At 43.8% G+C, this 25,656-nt stretch carries 23 protein-coding genes and 1 riboswitch; of the genes, 13 read left to right on the top strand and 10 right to left on the bottom strand.

The annotated features are described in order from the left end of the window. Positions 1-131: 131 nt before the first annotated feature. The 9 genes from mscS to ACED53_RS16580 all read right to left on the bottom strand — a co-directional run bounded on the left by mscS (position 132) and on the right by ACED53_RS16580 (position 10,284). The gene (gene mscS, locus ACED53_RS16540) at positions 132-998 is read right to left on the bottom strand and encodes a small-conductance mechanosensitive channel MscS (protein ID WP_009847670.1); all 867 of its coding nucleotides are present in this window, start codon (positions 996-998) and stop codon (positions 132-134) included. Between the two features lie 376 nt (positions 999-1,374). After that, complete coding sequence (fbaA, locus tag ACED53_RS16545) at positions 1,375-2,451, bottom strand: class II fructose-bisphosphate aldolase (RefSeq protein WP_009847671.1); 1,077 nt, start codon at positions 2,449-2,451, stop codon at positions 1,375-1,377. Positions 2,452-2,606: 155 nt separating this feature from the next. Further along, complete coding sequence (locus ACED53_RS16550) at positions 2,607-3,770, bottom strand: phosphoglycerate kinase (protein ID WP_009847672.1); 1,164 nt, start codon at positions 3,768-3,770, stop codon at positions 2,607-2,609. A gap of 166 nt (positions 3,771-3,936) precedes the next feature. Continuing rightward, positions 3,937-4,986 (bottom strand): erythrose-4-phosphate dehydrogenase, encoded by a 1,050-nt coding sequence (epd, locus tag ACED53_RS16555; protein ID WP_029222970.1) that lies wholly within the window; start codon positions 4,984-4,986, stop codon positions 3,937-3,939. A 214-nt stretch (positions 4,987-5,200) separates the two neighbouring features. Further along, positions 5,201-6,724, bottom strand: coding sequence for a PTS transporter subunit EIIC (locus ACED53_RS16560; RefSeq protein ID WP_029225452.1), 1,524 nt, complete (start codon positions 6,722-6,724; stop codon positions 5,201-5,203). Between the two features lie 178 nt (positions 6,725-6,902). Continuing rightward, complete coding sequence (locus tag ACED53_RS16565) at positions 6,903-8,009, bottom strand: ABC transporter substrate-binding protein (RefSeq protein WP_371715272.1); 1,107 nt, start codon at positions 8,007-8,009, stop codon at positions 6,903-6,905. A 9-nt stretch (positions 8,010-8,018) separates the two neighbouring features. Then, the gene (locus ACED53_RS16570) at positions 8,019-8,147 is read right to left on the bottom strand and encodes a hypothetical protein (protein WP_277814443.1); all 129 of its coding nucleotides are present in this window, start codon (positions 8,145-8,147) and stop codon (positions 8,019-8,021) included. Then, a complete protein-coding gene (locus ACED53_RS16575; protein ID WP_017100737.1) occupies positions 8,144-9,577 on the bottom strand; it encodes an ATP-binding protein in 1,434 nt (477 codons plus the stop codon). Before ACED53_RS16575 ends, ACED53_RS16570 begins: the two co-directional genes overlap by 4 nt. Further along, positions 9,574-10,284: a response regulator gene (locus ACED53_RS16580; protein WP_029222972.1), complete on the bottom strand. Its 711-nt coding sequence runs from the start codon at positions 10,282-10,284 to the stop codon at positions 9,574-9,576. The genes ACED53_RS16575 and ACED53_RS16580 overlap by 4 nt, the downstream gene beginning before the upstream one ends. Before the next feature lie 335 nt (positions 10,285-10,619). Here ACED53_RS16580 and ACED53_RS16585 point away from each other — a divergent pair, with 335 nt between their 5' ends. After that, positions 10,620-10,856 (top strand): hypothetical protein, encoded by a 237-nt coding sequence (locus ACED53_RS16585; RefSeq protein WP_012604808.1) that lies wholly within the window; start codon positions 10,620-10,622, stop codon positions 10,854-10,856. Between the two features lie 74 nt (positions 10,857-10,930). Here ACED53_RS16585 and tkt read toward each other — a convergent pair whose 3' ends face one another. Then, positions 10,931-12,925 (bottom strand): transketolase, encoded by a 1,995-nt coding sequence (gene tkt, locus ACED53_RS16590; RefSeq protein WP_029223847.1) that lies wholly within the window; start codon positions 12,923-12,925, stop codon positions 10,931-10,933. Between the two features lie 377 nt (positions 12,926-13,302). Between tkt and metK the strand changes: the two genes are divergently transcribed. The 12 genes from metK (at position 13,303) to cobJ (ending at position 25,655) form a co-directional block, all read left to right on the top strand. Further along, positions 13,303-14,454: a methionine adenosyltransferase gene (gene metK, locus ACED53_RS16595; RefSeq protein ID WP_009847676.1), complete on the top strand. Its 1,152-nt coding sequence runs from the start codon at positions 13,303-13,305 to the stop codon at positions 14,452-14,454. Between the two features lie 279 nt (positions 14,455-14,733). Then, positions 14,734-15,492: an ABC transporter ATP-binding protein gene (locus ACED53_RS16600; protein ID WP_017097281.1), complete on the top strand. Its 759-nt coding sequence runs from the start codon at positions 14,734-14,736 to the stop codon at positions 15,490-15,492. Continuing rightward, entirely contained in the window at positions 15,489-16,433 is a 945-nt protein-coding gene (locus ACED53_RS16605) for an ABC transporter substrate-binding protein (protein WP_017097280.1), read from the top strand. The genes ACED53_RS16600 and ACED53_RS16605 overlap by 4 nt, the downstream gene beginning before the upstream one ends. Beyond that, entirely contained in the window at positions 16,420-17,445 is a 1,026-nt protein-coding gene (locus ACED53_RS16610) for an iron ABC transporter permease (protein WP_050546540.1), read from the top strand. The genes ACED53_RS16605 and ACED53_RS16610 overlap by 14 nt, the downstream gene beginning before the upstream one ends. Beyond that, the gene (locus tag ACED53_RS16615; RefSeq protein ID WP_012604813.1) at positions 17,435-17,899 is read left to right on the top strand and encodes a phosphoglycerate mutase family protein; all 465 of its coding nucleotides are present in this window, start codon (positions 17,435-17,437) and stop codon (positions 17,897-17,899) included. Before ACED53_RS16610 ends, ACED53_RS16615 begins: the two co-directional genes overlap by 11 nt. A gap of 9 nt (positions 17,900-17,908) precedes the next feature. After that, a riboswitch (cobalamin riboswitch) is annotated at positions 17,909-18,039 on the top strand. Positions 18,040-18,132: 93 nt separating this feature from the next. Further along, entirely contained in the window at positions 18,133-19,317 is a 1,185-nt protein-coding gene (locus tag ACED53_RS16620) for a cobalt-precorrin-5B (C(1))-methyltransferase (protein ID WP_017097278.1), read from the top strand. A 20-nt stretch (positions 19,318-19,337) separates the two neighbouring features. After that, positions 19,338-19,997 (top strand): precorrin-8X methylmutase, encoded by a 660-nt coding sequence (locus ACED53_RS16625; RefSeq protein WP_017097277.1) that lies wholly within the window; start codon positions 19,338-19,340, stop codon positions 19,995-19,997. Continuing rightward, positions 19,994-21,292 (top strand): bifunctional cobalt-precorrin-7 (C(5))-methyltransferase/cobalt-precorrin-6B (C(15))-methyltransferase, encoded by a 1,299-nt coding sequence (locus tag ACED53_RS16630; protein ID WP_017097276.1) that lies wholly within the window; start codon positions 19,994-19,996, stop codon positions 21,290-21,292. The genes ACED53_RS16625 and ACED53_RS16630 overlap by 4 nt, the downstream gene beginning before the upstream one ends. Before the next feature lie 66 nt (positions 21,293-21,358). Beyond that, positions 21,359-22,189, top strand: a complete 831-nt coding sequence (gene cobI, locus ACED53_RS16635; RefSeq protein WP_017100735.1) for a precorrin-2 C(20)-methyltransferase — start codon at positions 21,359-21,361, stop codon at positions 22,187-22,189. After that, positions 22,189-23,793, top strand: coding sequence for a cobalamin biosynthesis protein (locus ACED53_RS16640; RefSeq protein ID WP_102580065.1), 1,605 nt, complete (start codon positions 22,189-22,191; stop codon positions 23,791-23,793). Before cobI ends, ACED53_RS16640 begins: the two co-directional genes overlap by 1 nt. A 177-nt stretch (positions 23,794-23,970) precedes the next feature. After that, positions 23,971-24,813: a sirohydrochlorin cobaltochelatase gene (locus ACED53_RS16645; RefSeq protein WP_017097273.1), complete on the top strand. Its 843-nt coding sequence runs from the start codon at positions 23,971-23,973 to the stop codon at positions 24,811-24,813. A gap of 2 nt (positions 24,814-24,815) precedes the next feature. Then, on the top strand, positions 24,816-25,655 hold the full coding sequence (cobJ, locus tag ACED53_RS16650; protein WP_017097272.1) for a precorrin-3B C(17)-methyltransferase: 840 nt from the start codon (positions 24,816-24,818) through the stop codon (positions 25,653-25,655). Position 25,656: the final 1 nt, after the last annotated feature.

Below are 25,656 nucleotides of genomic sequence, written 5' to 3' on the forward strand. Positions count from 1 at the left end.
TGAAGTAGTCATAATTCGTCCTCAATGTGTAAACACATTTCAGGACGGGACACATCCAACAAAAAAGGCGAATAACCTAAGTTATCCGCCTTTCCTTATAAAAGCTTATAGCTATAAAAACTAACTAGAAATTAAGCTTCAACTTTATTCATGTGTACATCCATTTGCGGGAATGGGATTTCGATACCTTCGTTATCCAAGCCTTCTTTGATAGCTTGCATAAGGTCGAAATAAACATTCCAGTAGTCAGCAGTACTAACCCATGGACGAACAACAAAATTAACTGAAGAATCAGCTAGCGTGTGAACACCTACTTGAACACCTGGATCTTTCAATACGCGCTCATCAGATTCACAGATCTTAGTCAGTAGCGCTTTTGTCTTCTGAAGATCAGCGTTGTAAGAAACACCAATCATTAGATCAATACGGCGCGTCGCATGACGAGAATAGTTAGTGATTGGGCTACCGATAACGCTTCCGTTAGGTACTACAACCATTTTGTTGTCTGGTGTTGTTAAAACAGTTTGGAAGATCTGAATTGAATCAACTGAACCCGCTACACCACCAATTTCCACGTAGTCACCAGACTTGAATGGACGGAATGCAACGATAAGTACACCCGCTGCAAAGTTAGATAGTGAGCCTTGCAGCGCAAGACCAACGGCTAAACCAGCCGCACCAATAACAGCAACTACAGATGCAGTTTGAACGCCTAAACGACCAAGTGCAGCGATAAGAACAATAACAAACAATAAGTAACGAACTAAACCGTGGATAAATTCCACAACAGCTCGGTCCATCTTCTTCTTCTCAAGAACCTTAGATACGCTATTCGCGACTGCTTTAACAATCAAGTTACCAATAAATAGAATTATCAGTGCAGAGATAATGTTTACACCGTATTGGATAAATAGATCTGAATTATTTGTTAACCACTGCTCGGCCTGAGATAAACCATCCACAATTGGAGTCTCAAGCGCTGTCGAACTATCAGCCATAATGTGCATCCTCTATATAATATGCTATGAGCTAAACTGTCTTAAGCCAAACTTACTTTTACAATAATAAACAGTTTAACTCCTGTTAAGTCACTGTGTTAAAAGTAAATTAAAGCCAAGTCCTTTTTATAAACTGAACCAGGTCCAGTTTTTCGGCACGATATCCTATCTTTGACCGATTGCAAAGTCATATTTATGTAAGCTTTTGAATTAATAAAACTTACCAATAAACGCAAATACCGATAACTAAAAGACTACGAAATTTATTCACCGTAGGCTAGGTTTTTCACATATTTAATACAAGTTTTTATCAGACATAAAAAAACCCGCTCAATGAGCGGGTTTTTAAAACTTAAAGAGTACTTAATTCAAAGAATTATAGTACGTCTACAGCGTTAAGGTCAGCGAATGCTTTCTCAAGACGAGTAACCATTGAAGACTGAGCAGCACGTAGCCATACGCGTGGATCGTAGTACTTCTTGTTTGGCGCAGCTTCGCCAGTTGGGTTACCGATTTGACCTTGTAGGAAATCGAAGTTATCAGCAGAGTACTGACGGATACCATCCCAAGTTGCCCACTGTGTATCAGTATCGATGTTCATTTTGATAACACCGTAGCCGATAGACTCTTGGATTTCTGCTTCAGAAGAACCAGAACCACCGTGGAATACGAAGTTTAGAGCGTTAGGTGCAATACCGAACTTCTCTGCACAGTATGCTTGAGAGTCACGTAGGATAGTTGGAGTAAGTACAACGTTACCAGCTTGGTAAACACCGTGTACGTTACCGAAAGATGCAGCGATAGTGAAACGTGGGCTAACAGCCATTAGCTTCTCGTATGCGTATGCTACGTCTTCTGGAGAAGTGTAAAGCTCAGATGCGTCCATATCAGAGTTATCAACGCCGTCTTCTTCACCACCAGTACAACCAAGTTCGATCTCGATTGTCATGTCCATTTTAGCCATGCGAGCTAGGTAAGTAGCACATGTTTCGATGTTCTCTTCTAGAGACTCTTCAGAAAGGTCTAGCATGTGAGAAGAGAATAGAGGCTTACCAGTTTGTGCGAAGAACTCTTCACCAGCGTCTAGTAGACCGTCGATCCATGGTAGAAGTTTCTTAGCAGCGTGGTCAGTATGCAGGATAACTGGAACACCGTAAGACTCAGCGACAGCGTGTACGTATTTTGCACCAGCTACAGCACCAAGAACTTGTGCGCCTTGACCTTCAAGTTTAACGCCTTTACCTGCGAAGAATGCAGCGCCGCCGTTAGAGAACTGAACAACAACTGGAGACTTAACTTTAGCAGCCGCTTCTAGTACTGCGTTAATAGAGTCAGTACCAACAACGTTTACTGCAGGAAGAGCAAATTTGTTTTCTTTTGCTACTTCAAATACTTTCTGTACGTCATCGCCAGAAATTACACCAGGTTTTACAAAATCGAAGATCTTAGACATGGAAATAGTCCTATTTATTCTATTCGTTTTAAGATAAAAAACTTAAGTTTAAAAATTTGCAATCGTTTGCTCACAACTTCCGCTATTCTAGCAAATAAGTGTGATATGCAGCAAACGTTAAAAGGCGAGATTCGTATCTCGCCTTTCTAAATCAATTACGCTTTAGCACGCTCTTCAAGCATTGCTACTGCAGGAAGTACTTTACCTTCAACAAACTCAAGGAAAGCACCGCCACCAGTAGAGATGTAAGAAACATCTGCTTTGATACCGAACTTGTCGATAGCCGCTAGCGTGTCACCACCGCCTGCTACTGAGAAACCTTCAGAGTCAGCGATTGCTTTAGAGATACCAGCAGTACCCGCTTCGAAGTTTTTGAATTCGAATACGCCTACAGGGCCGTTCCAAAGAATAGTTTTCGCGTTGCCGATGATTTCAGCTAGAGCTGCAGTTGAATCAGGGCCAAGGTCGAAGATCATGTCGTCGTCTTGAACTTCAGAAACGTGCTTAATTTCAGCTTCTGCGTTTTCGTCGAATGCTTTAGCACATGCAACGTCAGTCGCTACAGGGATAGCACACTCTTTCATTAGTTTCTGAGCCGTTTCAACTAGGTCAGCTTCGTATAGAGACTTACCTACGTTGTGGCCTTCAGCAGCGATGAACGTGTTCGCGATACCACCACCAACAACAAGTTGGTCAGCGATTTTAGAAAGAGATTCTAGAACGGTTAGTTTAGTAGAAACTTTAGAACCACCAACGATAGCCACTAGTGGGCGAGCTGGGTTGTCCATTGCTTTACCAAGCGCTTCAAGCTCAGCAGCTAGAAGAGGACCAGCACATGCTACAGGAGCGTAAGTACCCACACCGTGTGTAGACGCTTGAGCACGGTGAGCTGTACCGAATGCATCCATTACGAAGATGTCACATAGTGCAGCGTATTGCTTAGAAAGAGCTTCTTCGTTCTTCTTCTCGCCTTTGTTAAAGCGAACGTTTTCAAGAACAGTTAGTTCACCAGCGTTTAGCTCAAGACCATTTACGTAATCTTTCGCTAGTTTAACGTCACAGTCTAGTGCGTCGTTTAGGTAGTTAACTACAGGAGCTAGAGAGAACTCTTCGTTGTACTCGCCTTCAGTAGGACGACCAAGGTGAGAAGTAACCATAACTTTTGCGCCAGCTTCTAGGCAAAGTTTGATAGTTGGTAGAGATGCTAGGATACGTGCATCTGAAGTTACTTTACCGTCTTTTACTGGTACGTTTAGGTCAGCACGGATGAATACGCGTTTACCTGCAAGTTCCAGGTCAGTCATCTTGATCACAGACATGATTTGTCCTCTCAAATTTAAATAAAAATAAAGTTTTGGAAACTCAGCAACCCTGCTAAGCCTATAAATTATTCAACTGGTAATGCTTTAACTGCTAATAATATGTGGACACTTAGTATTTATTTCAAGCTAAAAAATAAATAATCCACACATTTGCTTCTAGGTCTTACTTCTTGCCTTCTGAAGCTTGCATTGCAAGAACCGTATCCAGCATTCGGTTCGCAAAGCCCCATTCATTGTCACACCACACCAGCATTTTCACTAAGGTGCCATTGCTCACTCGAGTTTGTGAACCATCAACGATTGCGCTATGGGGATCGTGATTAAAGTCGATGGAAACGAGCGGCGCTTCAGTATAGTCAACTATATTGTGTAATGTACACTGGGAAGCATTAACAATGGTTTGATTTACGTCATTAACTTTCACATTTGTATTAATTGTGACACTTAAATCCATCGCAGTGACGTTTACCGTCGGCACACGCACAGATATCGCTTCGAACTTGTTAGAAAATTTCGGGAAGATTCTTTCAATACCTTTATGCAATTTAGTGTCGACAGGAATGATAGATTGGCTTGCTGCTCGAGTACGACGCAAGTCGCTATGGTATGCATCAATAACTTGCTGATCATTCATTGAAGAGTGAATGGTCGTAATGGTACCTGACTCAATACCAAAGGCATCATCAAGTACTTTAATGATAGGGACAATACAGTTAGTGGTGCATGAACCATTGGAAACGATTCGGTGGTCAGCTTCGATAGTATCGTGATTTACACCATAGATAATGGTGTTATCAAGGTCGTTAGCACCAGGGTGTGAAAACAGTACCTTTTTAGCTCCAGCAGCGATGTGCGCTAGGCCATCATCTCGGCAACCGTAAACACCGGTACAATCGAGAACAATATCGACTTCAAGATCACGCCAAGGCAACAGTTCAATATCAGCCAGGTGTAAGATACGAATGGTATCAAACTCGCCTTTATCTTCAGCACCAATGCCATGATGAACATAAATGTGCTCTTGATCATTAGAGATTTTCTTGCCGAAGCGGCCGTGACTGGTGTCATACTGCAATAGGTGAGCCATAGCGTCAGGCTGAGCAAGCTCATTGACCGCTACTACTTTGATTTGTTGGCTTTTGCCACTTTCATAGACAGCGCGCAATACATTACGCCCTATTCGTCCAAATCCGTTTATCGCGACTTTTAGCATAGTTCCGTACATCTAACCAAAATTTCGTGCAACAGATGATAACTGAATCCTACTCAAAGCGCATTAGTTGAATACTAAAGCTGTCATAACTTCAAAACTTTAAAACTTTAAATATAAAAAGACGCCACCAACTATAACGTTGATAGCGTTACTATTTATGTATAAGAGACAACAAGCTTGTTGCCATCAGCGTTATCGGAAGTAGCCCGTGCTTTTAACTTGGGTTAGTTGATAGTGCACTTGGTGACTCACCAGTTCTTTCACTCATAAGATCAGCCACAAATTGAGCTCTTGAGCCCAAAATAATTTGCAGGCCACTTGAACCTACTTTTATGACCCCCATAGCACCTAGGTCTTTGATTCCTTGCTCATTCACATGAGCCTGATCTTTAATCTGTAAACGCAATCTCGTAATACATGCTCCTATCGAAGTAATGTTAGCGGCACCACCAATCAAGATTGTGATTTCACTAGCTAAATCTTCATTGTCCAAAATGATCGCCTTACTTTGAGTATCCTCACGTCCTACTGTTTTCAAATTGAACTTTCGAATAGCAAAACGGAAAACCGTGTAATAAATAGCGGCCATAGTTAGCCCCCAAAGAATCACATTGATCCAGTTAGTTTTGAACCCATCCATCGCGGGAAGAACACCAAAAGACACGAAATCAATAATGCCGGCTGAGAAGGTTTTACCAATATGAACATCCAACGCATAAGTCACCGCGTAAGACACCCCTGCCATGATTGCAGAAAAAACATAAAGTAAAGGTGCGACAAAGATAAAAGCAAATTCAACGGGTTCTGTTATACCTGTAACAAACGAAGTAAGAGCAGCAGAGCCTAAAATACCTGCTGCAATTTTTTTATTTTTATCATTCGCTTCATGATACATAGCTAAACATGCAGCAGGGAAAGCAAACATGTAGATAGCAAAATTACCCGATAGGAATTTTCCTGCTTCTTGGTATTCACTGGTTGAGAACGTTTTTACTCCATCTTCAAGCATTTTAAACCAAATGGTATGATCGCCATTTACAATGGTCCCCGCGGCAGTTGTGTACTCACCGAAAGAAAACCAATAAGGGCTATAAAAAATATGATGGAGACCAACTGGAATTAAAGCGCGCTCCATAAATCCGTAGATGAAAGTTGATACGTACATGTTTCCGCCATTCGCCATATGCGATAGCGCATCAATACCTGATTGAATATATGACCAAATATGGGGTAAAACTAAACCAATTAGGAATGCAGAAAACGCAGTCACAATCGGTACAAAGCGTTTACCGGCAAAGAAACCAAGGAAATCAGGCAGCTTAGTATCATAGAAACGTTGATACATAACGGCTGCGAGGATACCTGCAATGAGTCCGCCAAAGACACCTGTTTGCAATGAAGGAATACCCATCACCATTGCATAACGGCCACCTCCCATCGCCATCTCAGGTGTAATGCCGAGCGCCACCCCCATTGTCGCATTCATCACGACCATGGCGACAATCGCGGCTAAAGCGGCAATCCCTGACTCCTTAGTCAAACCAACCGCGGCTCCTACCGCAAACAGTAAGGCTAAGTTATCAAATATAACGCCACCAGCACGCATCATTAGGGGGATGTCGAGCTTAGCACCGAAGGCAAGTAATAACCCCGCTGCGGGTAATATAGATATGGGCAACATCAATGCTTTACCAATTAAGGAAAGCTTAGATAAGCCGCTTTTAAAACTATCTAGCATAATAAAGTCCTTTAATATCGTTAGAATACCAACGAACTTTATCAAGCTAATTGAATCTCAAGGTTACAAATAGCAAGTAGTTTGTAACTCGTTTTTTACAATAGACCTAGGCTGGAAAATGTCGAAGGTACATAGTAATTTCTAGCTAGACATTTAAAGTCAAAAGAAGAACAAGAAGCTAACGAAACACCTCATTATTAATAGCATGTAGGTGTCCAATAAGTGTTTCCGCTGAAATGGAAGAGTCCATAAAGTAGCGATATAACTCGTTGGATACCGCATTCTGAAGAACAGGGTTAACAGCCATTGAATCGGTCAAGCTTGGCATAGCTGTACCTTCAGAACTCGCATGAATGTAATCTTGATAAGATTGCTGTTGGCATCGTGATAATTCATTCACAGGTATATTTGCTTGAGCAGGTATTGAACCTTTCTTTTTACTGAAGTCTAAAAGAAATTGGGGAGAAGATAACGAGGTCATTACCGATACCATATTATGATCTTCACCCGTTACTTTTGTAAAAAATGCCAAGCTATCAACATTGTAGATAAAACCTTTTTCCGTAGAAGGGAACGCTCGACATTCTATGTAATCTGGAATTTCACCTTCTGCACTAATAAACATCTCTCCCAGAGCCCAATCACCTGTAAATTGAAAGGCAAACTCCCCTTCAAGCAAAGATTTTGTCCCCTGATCCCAACTAATACTCGGTAAATCACTACCGACAATATTAGCCAGAGAGCGGAAGCGCTTAAGCGCCTCAAGTGTTTTATCGCTATTTAATGCGTCAGGGTCTAAATCCACAAATGCCTGTCGATAATAATTTGCCCCACCTACTCCGAATGCAATATTTTCAAAAACTTGCACAATTTGCCAAGAGTCTTCTCCCAAAGCCAAAGGATTAACCCCCTTACTTTTCAGCGTAGTTAATGCTAACAGTAACGAGTCCCACGTCTGAGGTGATGAAAGTTGATGCTGATTTAGTACCTTTTTATTTATCCACATCCAATTTAATCGATGGATATTCAAAGGTATGGCGACAAAGTTCCCGTCATATTGGTGAATGGCTTTAATATCAGGATACAGCGACTGATCCCACCTCTGCGATTCTGCGACTTCATTGACATCATTTAAAAAACCTAACGCCGCCCATGACTGAATAGCCGGACCTTCCATAAGAGCAATATCAGGGGAATACCCGGCAATAGCTCTGGCTTGAAGAATCGCTTTGGCAGGTGCACCACCACCGCCACTGATTGGTTCACTTTTTAATGTATAAGGCAGAGATTCAAATTACTTCTCGATGACCGACCACGCTTTTTCTTCTCCAGCAGCCGTCCACCAATGCAGCATTTCAACAGAGGGGGAAGAAAACGCGGGGTTCGTCGATAACAAAAGACTTAACAGTAACCATTTTTTCATAGGGCATTCACCAAAATAATGTCCACCTCAAGCCCACCTTCTGGTGAATTAGATAACTGAACGTCCCCACCGTGTGCCCTTGCGATACTACGAGCAATTGCTAGTCCCAAACCTGAACCTTCAATGCCTGTATCATTGTCTCTAAAGTAAGGTTCAAAGACTTTTTCTAACATATCTTCTTTGATTCCTTTTCCTGCATCACGCAGCACGATTTGAATAGAATCAGAGTGAGAAAACATACTGATGTCGACCGTATTTCCATATTTAACGCCATTATCAACTAAGTTGAATAAACAACGTTTGATTGCTAGTGGCTTGCCATAAAGCTCAATCCTTGGCAGATCTATCAGGCTTACGCATACTCCATTTTTGTTATGAACAGCCGCGCATTGTTCAAGGATATCGTTAATATCAATCCACTCTAACTCTTCGTGGATGTCATTCTCTCGCATATATTGCAAAGCCCCGTTCAACATCATATCGACTTCGTTCAATAGCTTTTCAAACCTTAACTTTGTTTGCTCATCATCCATCATTTCAGTTCGTAACTTTAAACAGGCTAATGGTGTTTTAATATCATGGGATATCGCATTAAAAAACATATCTCTATCCCGCAAATACGATTTGATTCGACGGTTCATTTTGTTGAAAGCATGAATAGCAGCTCTGGTTTCTGAGCTGCCTTCTTCTTTGATTTCTTCAATCTGCATTTGCGACCCCATAAGAGTGGCAGAGCGTGCTAAAGAACGAAAAGGACGAATTTCCTTCTGTAAGACAACATAAGAAACCCCCATAAGCATGAAGGTAACAATAAGGAGAAATATGACTTGTCTGCTATCAATGAAATTATCGGTCAGACTATCAAAAGACAGCGGTAGAACGGTGGCTAAATAGAGCCATTCATTATCTGAAAACTCCACCTGAATAACAGCAATTGGGAGATCCAGTTTTCCTAATACTAAACTGTAGTCTTTCCACAATGCAGGAAGTTCATGAAGCTTTATACCAGAGTTAAACACCCGTAAATCTTCTCGCTTAGTCAAAGTGACATGCACTTTGCGGGAGTCTCTAAGTTGCTGATTCAGAAGTTCAGACGCTTGTACTTCCATCTGAGGAACCAATGAGTAATCAGATAAAGAAGTGATAGGAAGTTTATGGTTATTTATGGATATGAAAAACCTTGTTCCTCCTATATTTCGTAGCTGTTCCAACACCAAGTGACGGTAATTAATGGGTAAGCCAGAGAAGTAATTAATAGTATCTGCTGCAGCTGATGATATAGCTGTCATGGCGTGGCTAGCTGACTCTTTTTTTGATGCTGATGTTGCCGTAAACCATACCGCACCTGCCAGTATTTCAGCCATGAGAATAACCGTGAACGTAGACAGGGTGATACGCGCAACCATTGACTGGTGTATGTTTTTTTTCAAAATTTAATACGATTGATATGTGAATCGATCACTAACATATAGCCGCGATGCCTTACCGTCATAATCGTGTTACGGTCATCGTCTCTTAATTGCTTCCTTAACCGGCTAATTTGTACATCAATGCCTCTTTCTAGTGGTTCCGCATCCCTCCCCCAAAGAGCTTGAGCAATATCATTTCTGCTTAATAATTGGTTGGGGGAATCCAACATGAGCGTAAGCAAGTTATAGTCAGCACTAGAAAGAGATACCACCTCTCCATCTTCATGTTTCAGTTGTCGTTTAAGAGTGTCAAAAGTCCAATCCATGAATTTCAGAGTCCGTTCACCTTGGCTATGGCTAAACGTGGAACGCCTCAATAAAGCTTTAATTCTGGCTAATAGCTCTCGCGGGTTAAATGACTTAGTAATATAGTCATCGGCTCCAATTTCTAATCCTGCGATTCGATCAGCATCGTCGGTTACTGCGGTGAGCATAATAATGGGAACTTGAGATTGAAGACGTAGTTTCTGGCACAAGGTCAAACCATCATCTCCAGGTAGCATGATGTCTAAAATAATGAGATCTGGAGTGACAGTTTCAAGCTTCTTCCACATCTCATTGCCTTCAAGAGCTGTGATAACCGTAAAGCTTGAACGTTCCAGATATTCACTAAGAGCATCAAGAATGTCCTGACTATCATCGACCACCAAGATTACTTTGTTTGTCATGCTAGACCTTTCATATGAAAACAACGCGCCAACATTCTCTTACTTCGTTATATCTTTCAAGAATATTAATAACGAAATGCGCTCAAACTCCGCAATGTAAGCGGTTCGTTACAAATGACTTTGTGCACAGTTAACTCTATTGCTAAATACCTAAACAAGTACTGAGTGCAGGAGTAGGTAACATTTCCTCACTAAATCAATTAAGCGACATACCTCGACAAAATGAATTTATAAATCTAGCGAATGTAATAGCTATTATGCAATGATATCTAAATGAGTCTGACCTAATTCTACGGCTATTTCTAACCTAGTTTTCTCAACCAAAGGAAAAGGTTATGTCTGGATTTCCAGCGACTCATTTTTGTAAAACGTGCAATAAAGAAACGCCACATAGTGAAGTTCTTGTTCGCCAAACAAGCAGCTATGATACCGACAAAACTTTGTTAGGAAGAATAAAGCTGTTTGCTAATTCAATTATCAATGGTGGTCATTACTACAACATGGATCGTTACGTTGAATGTAAGGTCTGTGGGACTAGAGAACTTGATAATTGGGGAAATGAATTCGAGTAACTCATGTTTCTGAAAGCCAAATAAAAAACCGAGCCAGTGGCTCGGTTTTTTTCTATTCGCGTTACAACGAATGATTAAGCAAGAAGCTCTTTTGCAGTGTTTACTACGTTTTCAGTAGTGAAACCGAACATCTTGAATAGCTCGCCTGCTGGTGCAGATTCGCCGAACGTTGTCATGCCGATGATCTTGCCACCGAAACCAACGTATTTGTACCAGAAGTCAGCGATACCAGCTTCTACTGCGATACGTGCTGTAACGTCAGATGGAAGTACAGACTCACGGTACTCGGCGTCTTGCTTATCGAACGCGTCAGTAGCAGGCATAGATACTACGCGTACTTTCTTGCCTTCAGCTGTTAGTTCAGCAGCAGCGCTAACCGCTAGCTCAACTTCAGAACCTGTAGCGATAAGGATAAGCTCTGGTTTGCCTTCACAATCTTTCAGAATGTAACCACCCTTAGCGATGTTTGCTACTTGCTCAGCGTCACGATCTTGCTGTGCAAGGTTTTGACGAGAGAAGATAAGTGCAGAAGGACCATCTTTGCGTTCGATTGCTAGTTTCCAAGCAACAGCAGACTCAACTTGGTCACATGGGCGCCATGTGCTCATGTTTGGAGTCAGACGTAGAGAAGCGATCTGCTCAACCGGTTGGTGAGTAGGACCATCTTCGCCAAGACCGATAGAGTCATGCGTGTAAACTTGAATGTTCTGAACTTTCATCAGAGCAGCCATACGCATTGCGTTACGTGCGTATTCCATGAACATTAGGAACGTTGCGCCGTATGGTACGAAACCACCGTGCAGAGCGATACCGTTCATGATTGCAGTCATACCGAATTCACGTACACCGTAGTGGATGTAGTTACCTGAGAAGTCGTTCGCTTCAAGCGACTTAGAACCAGACCACATAGTCAGGTTAGAAGGCGCAAGGTCAGCAGAGCCGCCCATGAATTCAGGCAGCATAGCACCGAATGCTTCTAGAGCATTTTGAGATGCTTTACGTGATGCGATGTTTGCTGGGTTAGCTTGAAGATCAGCAATGATTGCGTTTGCTTTCTCTTCCCACTCAGCTGGAAGATCGCCATTAGTACGACGTTTGAATTCAGCTGCTAGCTCAGGGTGAGCCGCTGCGTATGCGTCAAACTTAGCATTCCACGCTGCTTCTTTCGCTGCGCCTGCTTCTTTCGCATTCCACTCAGCTGCGATATCAGCTGGAATTTCGAAAGGACCGTGTTCCCAACCAAGTGCCGCTTTAGTTGCTGTGATTTCATCAGCACCTAGTGGAGCACCGTGACAGTCGTGCGTACCCGCTTTATTTGGTGAACCAAAACCGATAATAGTCTTAGTACAGATAAGTGTTGGACGAGGATCCGCTTTAGCCGCTTCGATAGCCGCATTGATTGCGTCAGCATCGTGACCATCAACTGCTGGGATTACGTGCCAGCCGTAAGCTTCAAAACGCTTAGGTGTATCGTCAGAGAACCAACCTTCAACTTCGCCATCGATAGAGATGCCGTTGTCATCCCAGAAAGCAACCAGCTTACCAAGACCTAGCGTACCCGCTAGAGAACATGCTTCGTGAGAAATACCTTCCATCAAACAACCATCACCCATGAACGCATAAGTGAAGTGATCGACGATGTCGTGGCCTTCTTTGTTGAACTGTGCAGCCAATGATTTTTCAGCCATCGCCATACCAACAGCGTTGGTGATGCCTTGACCCAGAGGACCAGTCGTTGTCTCGATACCAGGAGCGTAACCGTACTCTGGGTGACCTGGAGTCTTAGAGTGCAGTTGACGGAAGTTTTTTAGGTCTTCAATTGAAAGCTCGTAACCTGCTAAGTGAAGCAGAGAGTAAATCAGCATAGAACCATGACCGTTAGACAGGATAAAACGGTCACGGTCAGCCCACTCTGGGTTTGATGGGTTATGGTTCAAGTGACCACGCCAAAGAACTTCAGCGATGTCAGCCATACCCATAGGTGCGCCTGGGTGGCCTGAATTTGCTTGTTGAACACCGTCCATGCTAAGTGCGCGGATTGCATTGGCTAGATCTTTACGAGAAGGCATGTCTGCTCCTGGATACATAAGCGATTTAAAAAAGAGATAGATGCTAAAGTTTTCATTTTTATTAGCGCGGGTATTCTCTCAAACGACTATAGCGACTGCAAACGTTTTACTGGCACTTTAACGGTCATTTTCCGCAATTTTCGATCATTTACACCACTTAACAATGGCTTCCCCCTACCAATACGCAAACGTTTAGTTATGACATATCCTAAAAAAGAGCTTGTAATTCGACCGTTGGAATTTAAAATAGCCGTCTAGATGTAGAAACACCTACAAAATATACTGTGTTGAATGGCGGCGCTTCCTCGATTGCGACGGCATAAATTATTTGCATTTAACTATTTGCAACTAAAAACTAAACTAAAAGTGGAGCTCTCATGGCTAAGCACCTATTCACTTCTGAATCTGTTTCAGAAGGCCATCCAGATAAAATTGCAGACCAAATCTCAGATGCTGTTCTTGATGCCATCATTGAACAAGATCCAAAAGCACGTGTTGCTTGTGAGACTTACGTAAAAACCGGCATGGTTATGGTTGGCGGTGAAGTAACCACGTCTGCATGGGTTGATATCGAAGAAATCACTCGTGAAACAGTTCGTGAAATTGGTTACGTTCATTCTGATATGGGCTTTGACGCTGACTCTTGTGCAGTACTAAACACAATTGGTAAGCAGTCTCCAGACATCAACCAAGGTGTTGATAAAGCCGATCCTAAAGATCAAGGCGCAGGCGACCAAGGTATCATGTTTGGTTACGCGACTAACGAAACACCAATCCTAATGCCAGCTCCAATTACTTACTCTCACCTTCTTGTTAAGAAGCAAGCTGAAGTACGTAAGAGCGGCAAGCTTGACTTCCTTCGCCCAGATGCGAAATCTCAAGTAACGTTCCAATACGACCAAGGTAAGATCGTTGGTATCGACGCTGTTGTTCTTTCAACTCAACACTGTGATTCAGTAACAACACCTGACCTACGTGAAGCGGTAATGGAAGAAATCATCAAGCCAGTACTTCCTGCTGAGTGGATCAACAAAGACACTAACTTCTTCATCAACCCAACAGGCCGTTTCGTAATCGGTGGCCCAATGGGTGACTGTGGTCTAACAGGTCGTAAGATCATCGTTGATACCTACGGCGGCGCAGCTCGTCACGGTGGCGGTGCATTCTCTGGTAAAGATCCATCAAAAGTTGACCGTTCTGCAGCTTACGCAGCTCGTTACGTTGCGAAAAACATCGTTGCTGCTGGCATGGCTGACCGTTGTGAGATTCAACTGTCTTACGCTATCGGTGTTGCAGATCCAACATCTATCATGGTTGAAACGTTTGGTACTGAGAAAGTAGCGCACGAAATCATCATTGAAGCAGTTCGTCAAAACTTCGACCTACGTCCATACGGTCTTCAAGAGATGCTCAACCTTCTTCAACCTATCTACAAGCAGACTGCTGCATACGGCCACTTCGGTCGCGAAGAGTTCCCTTGGGAAGCAACTGACAAAGCAGCTATCCTTGCGGACTTCGCAGGCCTGTAAGCATTACGCAACACGCTTAGCTGAAACGTAATTTTAAAAGCCTCTGTTCTCAGAGGCTTTTTTCTTTCTATTCTTCTATTCTTCTATTCTTCTATTCTTCTATTCTTCTATTCTTCTATTCTTTCACTAATAAACCCGAACCCTTTCACGTAGCACAAGCGTTAACTTATAGATTATTTTGATAATAGTGGGGATTTTACGTGCTGAGATCAATGTTACGCAAACGTTTAAATTTTAATGTAATAGCACTTGTTAAAAACAAACCATTCTCAGTAACTCATGCTTCTTTGCCACAAACTTTCAGTTCAACAACAAAACACTCAACGACTGCACCCACTCGATCTGAAAATTAATCAAGGTGAGCGCTGGGTAGTCATTGGACGCAATGGTTCCGGAAAAACCACGTTATTAAAGGCACTGGTTAATTTACTTCCCTTCAAAGGCGAAGTCGTCATAAACCAATTGCCGCTAAGTAAGTTAACTTGCCAGCAAAGAGCCAAACAAATCAGTTACCTTCCACAACACAGTCAAGTGGATGGTCGTTTAACACTAAGAGAGTACATTCAACTAACCGCTTCCAATCAAGCCACTTCTAGCTTTTCACTTGACCAAATGAGCAAAGCACTAAAGATCGATACTTTCCTCGAACGAAGAATGGGACAGCTCTCAGGCGGCCAGAAGCAGCGAGCGCATATTGCACGATCTTTATGTCAGAACGCCGAGTTTCTGGTGTTGGATGAGCCTCTAAACCATCTAGATCCATGTGCTCAAGGGGAAGTTTTATCACTATTGAAAGAGCAAGAAAAAACACTGATTTGCTCACTGCATGATATTTCCCTTGCGGCCAAGTTCGCGACGCACATTGCGATTTTGGAACACGGCCAGGTAGTCGCGAAAGGAAAGGTAGAAGAACTACTAACTCACAATCAACTTAAGCCGATCTTTGAAGTCGATTTAATCAGCACGACCAATAAGCGCACACAGAAAACAAGCAAATTTTTCGACATTGAACTCGACCAAGGACAGGAGCTTTCATGAAAAAACTATCAGCATTAACTTTATTACTTACCGTGTCCGCACAAGCCCAAATTACGGTAGAAAACTGCGACTCTACACTTACCTTAGATAAAGCGCCGAAAACCTTAATCACTCACGATATCAATATGTCTGAGATGGCATTTTCTCTCGGGCTTGAAGAGAATATGATCGGAGTGACCGGTATTAGCGGGTACTACAAAACGACCCCTGAATTTAATCGCCTCCAGGGCAGCATTCCGGAGCTCGCACCGAAATATCCTTCTTTAGAGGTGTTAGTTAATGCCAACCCTGATGTTTTCTTTGCAGGATGGAATTACGGTATGCGGTTGGGCGGCTCAGTCACGCCTGATTCTCTGAAAGAGTTTGGTATCAATACTCTGATTCTTAATGAGAGTTGCAGCCATATCCGTAAAGATAAGCAGCCAGCTAACATGGAACAGATGTTTGATGACGTGACACGCCTTGCGACTTTATTCGGTCAGCAAGACAGAGCTCAAACTCTTATCTCCACTTGGAGAGAGCAATTAATATTGATTCAACAGCAAACCCAGAATCAAACCCCTCTTAAAGTCTTTCTGTATGATTCAGGGGAAGAGAAACCATTCACAGCAGGAAAGTACGCGACAGTGAGCGCCATGATAGAAGCGGCAGGTGGCGCCAATGTAATGAAAGATCTGGATATCAGCTGGGGAACCACATCATGGGAGTCAGTTGCGATGCATAACCCTGATGTCATTATTCTTCTCGATTATCAAAATGGGACAGGCGCTAAAGGCATGCAAGCCTTTTTGGAACAGCACCCAGCGATGAAGCTGACCACAGCGGTAAAGACCACCCAATATCTTCCTCTGCGTTATGAGGAAATTACTCCCGGGCCAGCAAACATAGCTGCAATTGAAAAATTGGCACAGCGCATCCAAGAAATCCATGACAAGTCTTAGTACTAACCTGAACCGAACCGCACTGAACACCTGCGTATTCAGTTCTGTTTTTGCCCTCTTAGCGATGTTTTCTCTGAGTTTAGGCAGCGTTCAGCTATCTTTTGCACAAGTCGCTACGATTTTTTCAGCGGCGATGAGTCAACAGATCGACTCACCGATAGATCAAGTGGTACTGCACCTGCGCTTACCTAGAACAATCATCGCTATTATTTGCGGTGCTGGGTTAGGTATTGTTGGGGCGTTATTACAAACCGTGACAAAAAACGATCTTGCCGACCCTTTCATTTTTGGATTGTCATCCGGTGCCGCAACTGGAGCAGTCTTTGTGATTACAGTCATCGGCAGCGCTATCGGCATTTGGACACTTCCACTCGCCGCTTTTATCGGTGGAATAATCTCGGCTTCGGCAGTGCTATTTCTAGTCAGAAAAGTGGATGGGCAAGCGTCTTCTCAAATTGTTTTAGCCGGGTTGGCTATTTCATTTTTATTTACAGCCTTGACTAACTTCTTGGTCTTCCATGGTGATCAACGCGCTGCCCATTCGATTCTATTTTGGTCGCTAGGAGGCCTAGGAAACGCACGCTGGGACAATGTGCTAATTGTGCTTGCTGGACTTATCGCCTTGATAGCCCTAGGTATATTAAAACATCGCCAGTTAGATTGTTTACTTGCAGGAGACGACGTAGCACAAACCATGGGCGTAGACACAAAACGCCTGCAAAGCGGTGTCTTTATTGTCTGCGCTTTTGCAACGGCATGTTTTGTTTCTATCATCGGAGTTGTCGGATTTATTGGCTTGATGGTTCCTCATATCGCGAAGAAAATCATCGGCCCATTACACAAAAAATTACTCATCACTTCAGGGCTGATTGGGGCTTTGCTTATGCTATTAAGTGATATTTTGGCGAGAACCTTAGTTGCTCCTCAAGAACTGCCTCTTGGTGTTGTCACCACCGCATTTGGCGCACTATTCATTGTTTCCATTTTGATGGAGAAAAGTAATGAAAGCTGAACGCTTCACCATCATTGCGATTCGTCATGGCGAAACCGAATGGAATCGAATAGGCAAAGCACAGAATCAACTGGATAGCCCTCTGACAATGAAAGGCAAACGACAGATGCATAACGTCGGTCGTTATCTTGCAACTCAAAAATCATTGACCCTCAATGCTATTTACACCAGTCAATTAGGCCGTGCGATTTCCAGTGCTAAAACCATCGCACGCTACCTGAAAGTGCCCGTCATTTCTCAAATGGAGCTCAGTGAGTTCGATTCAGAACAGCAACGAAGAACAATGGCGATTCAGTGGATCCAACGAGTTTCTCGTCACCACAACAATGAGAACCCTATTTTGCTGCTCGGACATGGCGACTGGATAAAAACATTAGCCAGTTTAGGGACACCAAAGCAAATAATAGAAACACCAAACAACGGAGAAATCCTCAGGATAGATATCGAAGTATAACGTCACATCAGGGAATCAGGTGTAACTCCTGAACTGTACCCGCAGCTGTAAGCGATGAGCCCTTTACAAGCCACTGAGTCACACGACTTGGGAAGGAGTAAAGCGCAATGAGAACCTCAACATCGTAAGTCAGAATACCTGGACACACATGAATATCGAGCGGGAAAACTCAACACCATCCATACCTTGTCTAACAAGGGAACGCTCTGTATTCGTCAATACCTAAAACGTAGATGAAGAATACTGTGGTCACAAAAGTTAAACGATCCAAAAATAAGTCCGATCTCCGCAGTGGGTTTACCACCGGAGCGTGCGCAGCTGCAGCAAGCAGAGCGGCAGTTCAAACACTATTAACCGGACAAAAGCCTGACTATATCTCCATCACTCTACCTAATGGTGAGCCCGCTACGTTTAAGGTTGCGTTTATCCAAACATCCAACGATGCGGTGACCGCCAGCATTGTTAAAGATGCAGGGGACGATCCTGATTGTACCCACGAAGCCCATATTCAGAGTATTGCCCGCTGGCATTCAGAGCCCGGTTTTCACATCGATGGGGGTGTTGGCGTAGCTCGTGTGACTCTACCCGGATTAGAACTTCCCGTCGGTCAGGCGGCGATTAATCCCGTTCCTCGAAAAAACATTCTCGATATGGTGACTTTGGAATGGAACCAAGCGACCAGTCAACAGAAAAAACACGTCGGTATATCACTGGAAATTTGCGTCCCAGATGGAGAAGAGCGAGCCAAGGAAACCATTGGGCCAAGACTCGGTTTAATCGGTGGTATTTCCATTCTCGGGACACGCGGAACGGTAAAACCCTACTCCACTTCAGCGTTTTCAGCATCAGTGCGTCAATCGGTACAAATAGCGAAACAAAATGGCCAAAACCACTTGGTTCTCACGACAGGATCTCGAACCGAAAAGTCAGCGATGGCCATGCTACCAAGTTATGACTCGATGTGTTTTATCCAAGCGGGTGATTTTGTTGGGGTCGGACTGCGCGCAGCAAAACGTTATCAAGTGAGCAAAATCACCGTCGTCGCCATGATAGGCAAACTCGGCAAGATGGTCGCTGGGCACATGATGACTCACGTATCCGGTAAAGCTATCGACTTTTCATTGCTGGCCGACCTCGCCATTCAATCGGGTGCATCGAGTGAGTTTGCCGAAGCTGTTAGCCAAGCCAACACAGGCCGCCACGTACTCGATACATGGAAAGAAGCCCAACCGGGCCAAGAGATTCCCAATTACGACTTTCTTACCTTGCTCTGCAAACAAGCTGCAGAGCACGCTGCTGTGTATGTCAAACATCACGTCAGCATTGAATTCAAATTGATCGATTTTAACGGCGATCTATTAGCAGAACATCTCTGCTCAAAAGGAAGTGATACCAACACTCACTTTCATGATGAATAAGCATGAACAAGGAAAACTCCATGACTAACGATATGCGTCAAATGACCAAGCAAGGCCGTCAAATTGAAAGTAACTCTTTCTCTATCATCGATGAAGAAATAGAAACTCTCCATGGGGGACATAACTTCAATCAAGGTGAATGGAATGTGGTTCGTCGTGCCATTCATACTACGGGTGATTTTGAATACGCTAAATTATATCAATTCAGCGACAACGCGATTGAGTCTGCCATTACCGCTTTAAAAAACGGTGCCAACATCATTACCGATGTCAGCATGATCGTGACAGGTTTAAACCAAACTCGCCTCAACGCTTACGGCAATAAAGCACAGTGCTTCATTAGCCATCCAGACGTCATTAGCACGGCCAAAGAGACAGGAGAAACACGTGCTATTCACTCAATGCGTTATGCCCGCGATAACGACCTACTCGACGGCTCTATCATAGGTGTAGGCAATGCGCCTACCGCATTACTTGAGCTATTGCGCATGATAGAAGCAGGCGAAGCAAAACCTGCATTGATCATTGGCATTCCTGTTGGTTTCGTAAAAGCAGATGAATCGAAGCAAGCATTAACCGAACAAAACACAGTGCCTTACATTGCCAGCCTAGGCCGTAAAGGTGGCAGCCCGTTAGTGGTATCGACTATTCACGCCCTACTTGCTGAGTCAGTAAAATGAATAATGTAAGTACTCACTCTCAGATTATCGATTGCTATCAATCGGCTATCACGGTAGTCGGAGTACCCGAAGATGGGTGTTTAAGCCTAACCAGTCGAGCTGTTAATGCAGTTGAATCTGCACGCGTTGTTGCAGGTAACGACCGACTATTGGATTGGTTTCCCCAATTCAAAGGTCAACGCTTATCGATGAAAGAAGGCTATCAATCTTGGTTCGCTAAGTTGCTTGATGAATGCGAGGAAGGCGGCGTCGTCGTATTAGCTTCTGGCGACCCATTGTTCTTTGGCATCGGCGAATCGTTGTTAAAAAAACTGCCTAATGATGAAGTGCGCTTTATTCCCTCCCCTTGTTCAATGCAACTCGCTTGCAGCCGAGTCGGCATTGCATGGCAAGAAACCAAAGCAATTTCACTACATGGAAGAAAGCAGCATTACGATGGCATTAAAGGTATCGCAAGCCAAATGCAATGGGGAACTAGCTACTGCTTGCTAACCGATGTTCAAAACAACCCAGCTCGTATTGCGAAACACTTAGTCGAATTTAATCAACAAGGTTGGACGGCTTGGGTATGTGAGAACTTAGGTGGCACCGACGAAAAGATAAGCCAGTGGACTCTCGAAGACCTCGCACTAAAAAGTTCCGACGACTTCTCTACGCTCAATGTAATGGTACTGCACCGAACGCTACCTCATGCGTGGGGTGAATTGGGCCAATACGCCAACGATGATGACTTCATGAAGCGCATGCCTAAGCGCGGCTTAATTACCAAACAGCCCGTTCGTCACTTAGCGTTAGCAAGTATGCGTATTCAACCAAGATCTGTGGTGTGGGATATAGGCACAGGCTCAGGTTCTATTGCGATAGAAGCCGCTAAACAGTGCTATCAAGGACAAGTCTTCACCATTGAATCAAACCAAGAATGTTATGAGTCGGTCGAGGCTAACTTTAGAGCGCACGGTACCGACAACGTACAACTGATTCGAGATAAAGCCCCAATGCAGCTCGACACCTTGCCTCAGCCAGACAGTATTTTTATTGGTGGAAGCCGCGGCAACATGCACACCATTTTAGATTTCTGTTGGTCAGCAATAAAACCGGGAGGCGTCGTGATCGGTTCTGCCGTGACTGTCGATTCAGTTTGCGAACTTCATCAATGGAGTAAAGACAGCGATGCTCCGACACAGGTTCAACTGGTCTCTATATCAACAGGCGTACCACTCGCTCACTACACCCGTTATCAATCAGAAAATCCGATTCACTTATTTATTTTTACCAAGCCGTTTATTCAGAAATAAGCGCTTAATTTTTTAATTAAGCGCCACTCAACATATTAAATAAAAACAAAATTAGAGAAAGCACAGATGAAATTAGGAACTATGTACGCAATTGGTGTCGGCACTGGAGACCCAGAATTATTAACACTTAAAGCTCACCGACTACTCAGCACCGTCGACATTGTCGCGTTTCCAGAAAAAGACGCGGGCAGTAACCACTCTTTTGCTCAACAAATTGCAGCGGGTTCTGTTAGCCCTGAAAGCATGAAAGGCGAATACCTATTTTTGCATTTCCCAATGACGCGTGACCCAAGCATCAACGTTCCTGCATGGCGTAAAGCCGCCGTCACAATTGTTGAACTATTAAAGCAAGGTAAAGACGTGGCATTTGCAACCGAAGGTGATCCATCGGTTTACAGCACATGGGCATACATCCAAGAAGAACTGACAGAGCTACTTCCTGAACTTGATCCGGTGATCATTCCGGGTATCACTTCAGTTACCGCTATTCCATCACAAACAAAAATTCCACTTGCTGACGGTCAGGAGCGTTTTTGTGTTGTACCTGCGACATGGGGTATCGAGTGTTTAGAAAAGCTAGTCGAAGATTTTGACACCATCATGTTAATCAAAGCAGGTCGCGTTATCCCTAAGCTGATCACTCAACTAGAGTCGATGGACATGTTGGATTGTGCAACCTACGTGTCGCATGCCACCACAGAGAAACAAGAGCTTTACTCTGATCTACGCGATGTACCGAATGAAAACCGCTACTTCTCTATGGTTCAGCTTTCAGTTCGCGCTCGTCGTGGCGTACTACGTGGTACTAATGAATCAAAGAAATGTGCCGTTCTTGATGGTGGTAAAGCTGATAGTGGTAAAGATGGCATCGATAAAACTAATAGCGGTAAAGCGTAATGAAAATCGCTATTTATGCCATCACGCTACACGGAGCAAGGCAAGCCAAACGCTTAGCTAAAACGTTTCCGTTTGCTGATGTCTTTATTGCACCAGTTGGACAAGAAGAATACCCAGAAGCCGATGAGTTAACGCTGCCGCTTTCTGGTTTTCTTCCTCCTCAATTTAAGCAATATGATCACCATATCTGCTTTTTTGCTGCGGGCATTGTCAGCCGAATGATCGGCCCTTTGCTAGAAGACAAACGCACCGACCCCGGCGTGATCTGCATTGACGATCACGGCCAATTCGTGATCCCTATGCTATCTGGTCATCGCGGTGGCGCAAATGGGATCGCGTTACAAGTCTCACAAGCACTCAACGCGACTCCTGTAATCACCACCGCTTCTGACGCTGCCGGCAGTTTGTCGGTTGATATGCTCGGTTCGCCATTTGGTTGGACACTTGATCCACAATGCGAACCCGCGATCACCACCACCAGCGCAGCAGTTGTAAATGAAAAACGCATTCTAATCGTGCAGCACGCTGGCGAACAGAACTGGTGGCAGAACAAACGTTCCATGCCAAGACACATCATTACCCACCCAGCACTAAGCGATACAGACCTTTCTCAAATCAGTACTGATGATTGGGATGGTTTAGTTCTGATTTCAGATGAAGCACAACCAAAAGGTTACGCCGACTTTAAAAATAAAACCGTACTGTGGCGACCAAAATCGCTTGTGCTTGGAATAGGCTGTGACCGCAATACTCCTTTCCATGTATTGAAAGCAGGTATCAATGTTTTCCTGACTGAATATAACCTAGCAAAAGCCAGTGTTTCAGCTTTCGCCAGTATCGCTTTAAAAGCGGATGAAAAAGGTATTTTAGAACTCTCGTCTGAAAGACAAATTCCTTTCCACACTTATTCAGCCGAGCAACTCGACGGCGTTGAAGGGATTGAAAACCCATCAGAATACGTAAAAAAAATTACGGGAGTATCATCGGTTTCTGAAGCGGCCGCGCTAAAGCACGCTAAGCGAGATCAACTATTGGTTCCTAAGTGGAAGTTCAAACAAGACGGTTTCAACATGACTTTATCTTGTACTCGCATCGAATACGATGAACCCCTCGCCAAGAAGAAGTGGAAAAACTGGCTAGATGAAAACGTCAAAATCAACCTTCACGGTAATGAAGTGGTAGATGGTTTTCAGTGTAAGCCTAAGCATGTCGATTTAAACCGCCCGATGCTCTACCACCGCCATCACGTATTGCTATGTGAAGGTGGCCGCTGCGCGAAAGAAGGCAGTAAAAACCTTGCACACGATCTTAGACAGGTACTTAAAGCGCTCAATTTTTCCGACGGTGAACAGCGCATCAAGATAAGCCGTACACACTGTGCGGGCACCTGCAGAAACCGCGCTGCAATGGTGATTTACGAACGTTTACTAGAACATGAAACACCTGTTAACAACGGGCTTTGGATTCGAGGTATCGAAGAATTTACCGAGCAAGACTGGAAAGATTTGTTCACAAATCTAGTCGAGCGGAAATCATTAAAAGCTTATTTAGATCCTAAGTTTATCGCACCAATTGAAAATGCAGACGGCACTACTGAGCTTTAGAAACCGCTTAGTTTTAAGAAGCACAGAACTTTAGGTATCACTGAGCTTTAGGAACATAGTAGGCCAAATACTTTGCAAGCTATGAACATGATATTTCAAAGCTCACTTTAACCTCATTACCAACATGAGATAACCCGTTTATCTTGTGATATAGATTTGATAAGGACAGCGACAATTATGAAACGACTTCGTCATTATAACCAAGGCACAGCCATTGTACTGAGCTGCTTTGGTAGCGTTGTAGAACAACAACGTTATGAAACTCTAGCAGAGCGCGTACGTCAAAGTTACCCAGATGTGCCAGTGCGTATCGCCACCAGCTCAAAGATGGTGATCAAGAAGCTGGCTCGTAAAGACACGCCATGTTTCAGCCTACCTCAGGTACTCGCCGATCTAGACACTCAAGGTTACGAACGCATTTTGATTGTTTCAGTGTACCTATTCCCTACCGATGAACATCGCTACATGACATCAATAGTTGATGGCTTCAAGCAATTCTCATTGGCGCGCATTGAACAAACACCAGCGATCATGCATCACAGCCAATTAACGACCAATTTGCTTTCGGCTCTCCATGATCGTTTTGCTCCACAAGATCATTTCAACGTGTTCGTTCACCACGGTGCGCCTATGCTAGATAACCCAGGTCACCAATCGATCCATTACTGTGATGATCTACTCGGCAAATTATCGCAACGCAACTTCGCTTGCTCGCTCGAAGGCGCATGGCCATTTAAGTTAGTGAAAAATGAAATGGTTCGCCGCATTAAAGAGCAATATACAGGCCAAGGCCGACCGCTTCTTAATCTAGTTCCACTACTGCTTGTATCGGGTAACCACTTCATCAACGATCTTAAAGAAATTAATGAGATGCTGGCAGAAGACGCTGACGTTCAAGTGGCAGAGCCAATCCAAGGTGACAAGTTCTGCATGCTCGATATGCCAGAACTGTTACAGATTATCGATAAGCAAATTAAAGAAGGCTTAATTCGTTTAGGTGCACCAGAGGAAGAGAAATAATCATGGCAAAACTAACACTGGTAGGCTTAGGGCCTGGCGCAATAGACCTAGTCACACCCGCAGCGCAACAAGCGGTAAAGAATGCAGATGTCGTTGCAGGCTACAAGCCGTATGTAGAATCAATCAGCACACTAATCGACACTCAAGAAGTCATTCAAAGTGGTATGACTCGCGAATGGGACCGCGCTCAAGCCGCAGTAGAAGAAGCAGCAAAAGGTCGAGAAGTCGTATTGGTATGTTCTGGGGATTCTGGCATGTACGCGATGGCGCCTTTAGTGCTTGAATTATTGGAGCAAAACGCAGAATTAAACGCACAAGTTGAACTGGATATTATTCCGGGCATCACCGCGGCTAACGCCTGTGCTTCTTTAGTTGGTGCACCTCTTGGTCACGATAGTTGTACCATTTCTCTGTCTGACTTATTAACGCCTTGGGAAGTGATTACCAAGCGGATTGAAGCCGCGGCAATGGCTGATTTTGCGATTACCTTCTACAACCCTCGCTCTAAAAAGAGAACTCAGCACATTGAAACTGCACGTGAAATCCTTTTGGAACATCGTGACCCAAATACTCCCGTTGCTATCGTGAATGCTGCGTATCGTGATGAGCAAAAAGTCACACTGACAACACTGGCTGAATTTACCAAAGTGGAATTTGGTATGAACGCCGCGGTCGTGATAGGTAACAGCAACAGCTACCGATTTGGTGATTGGATCGTAACACCGCGTGGCTACACCAATAAATATCAACTGAAAGACGGCAAGGTACTAGAAGGTCAAAAACGTGGCCATTCATTAAAAGTTGAACCTAAACCAGAATCAGTGACGGAAGAGGCAAACTAGT

Source organism: Vibrio sp. 1F169, assembly GCF_041439605.1.
GTDB lineage: Bacteria > Pseudomonadota > Gammaproteobacteria > Enterobacterales > Vibrionaceae > Vibrio > Vibrio tasmaniensis_A.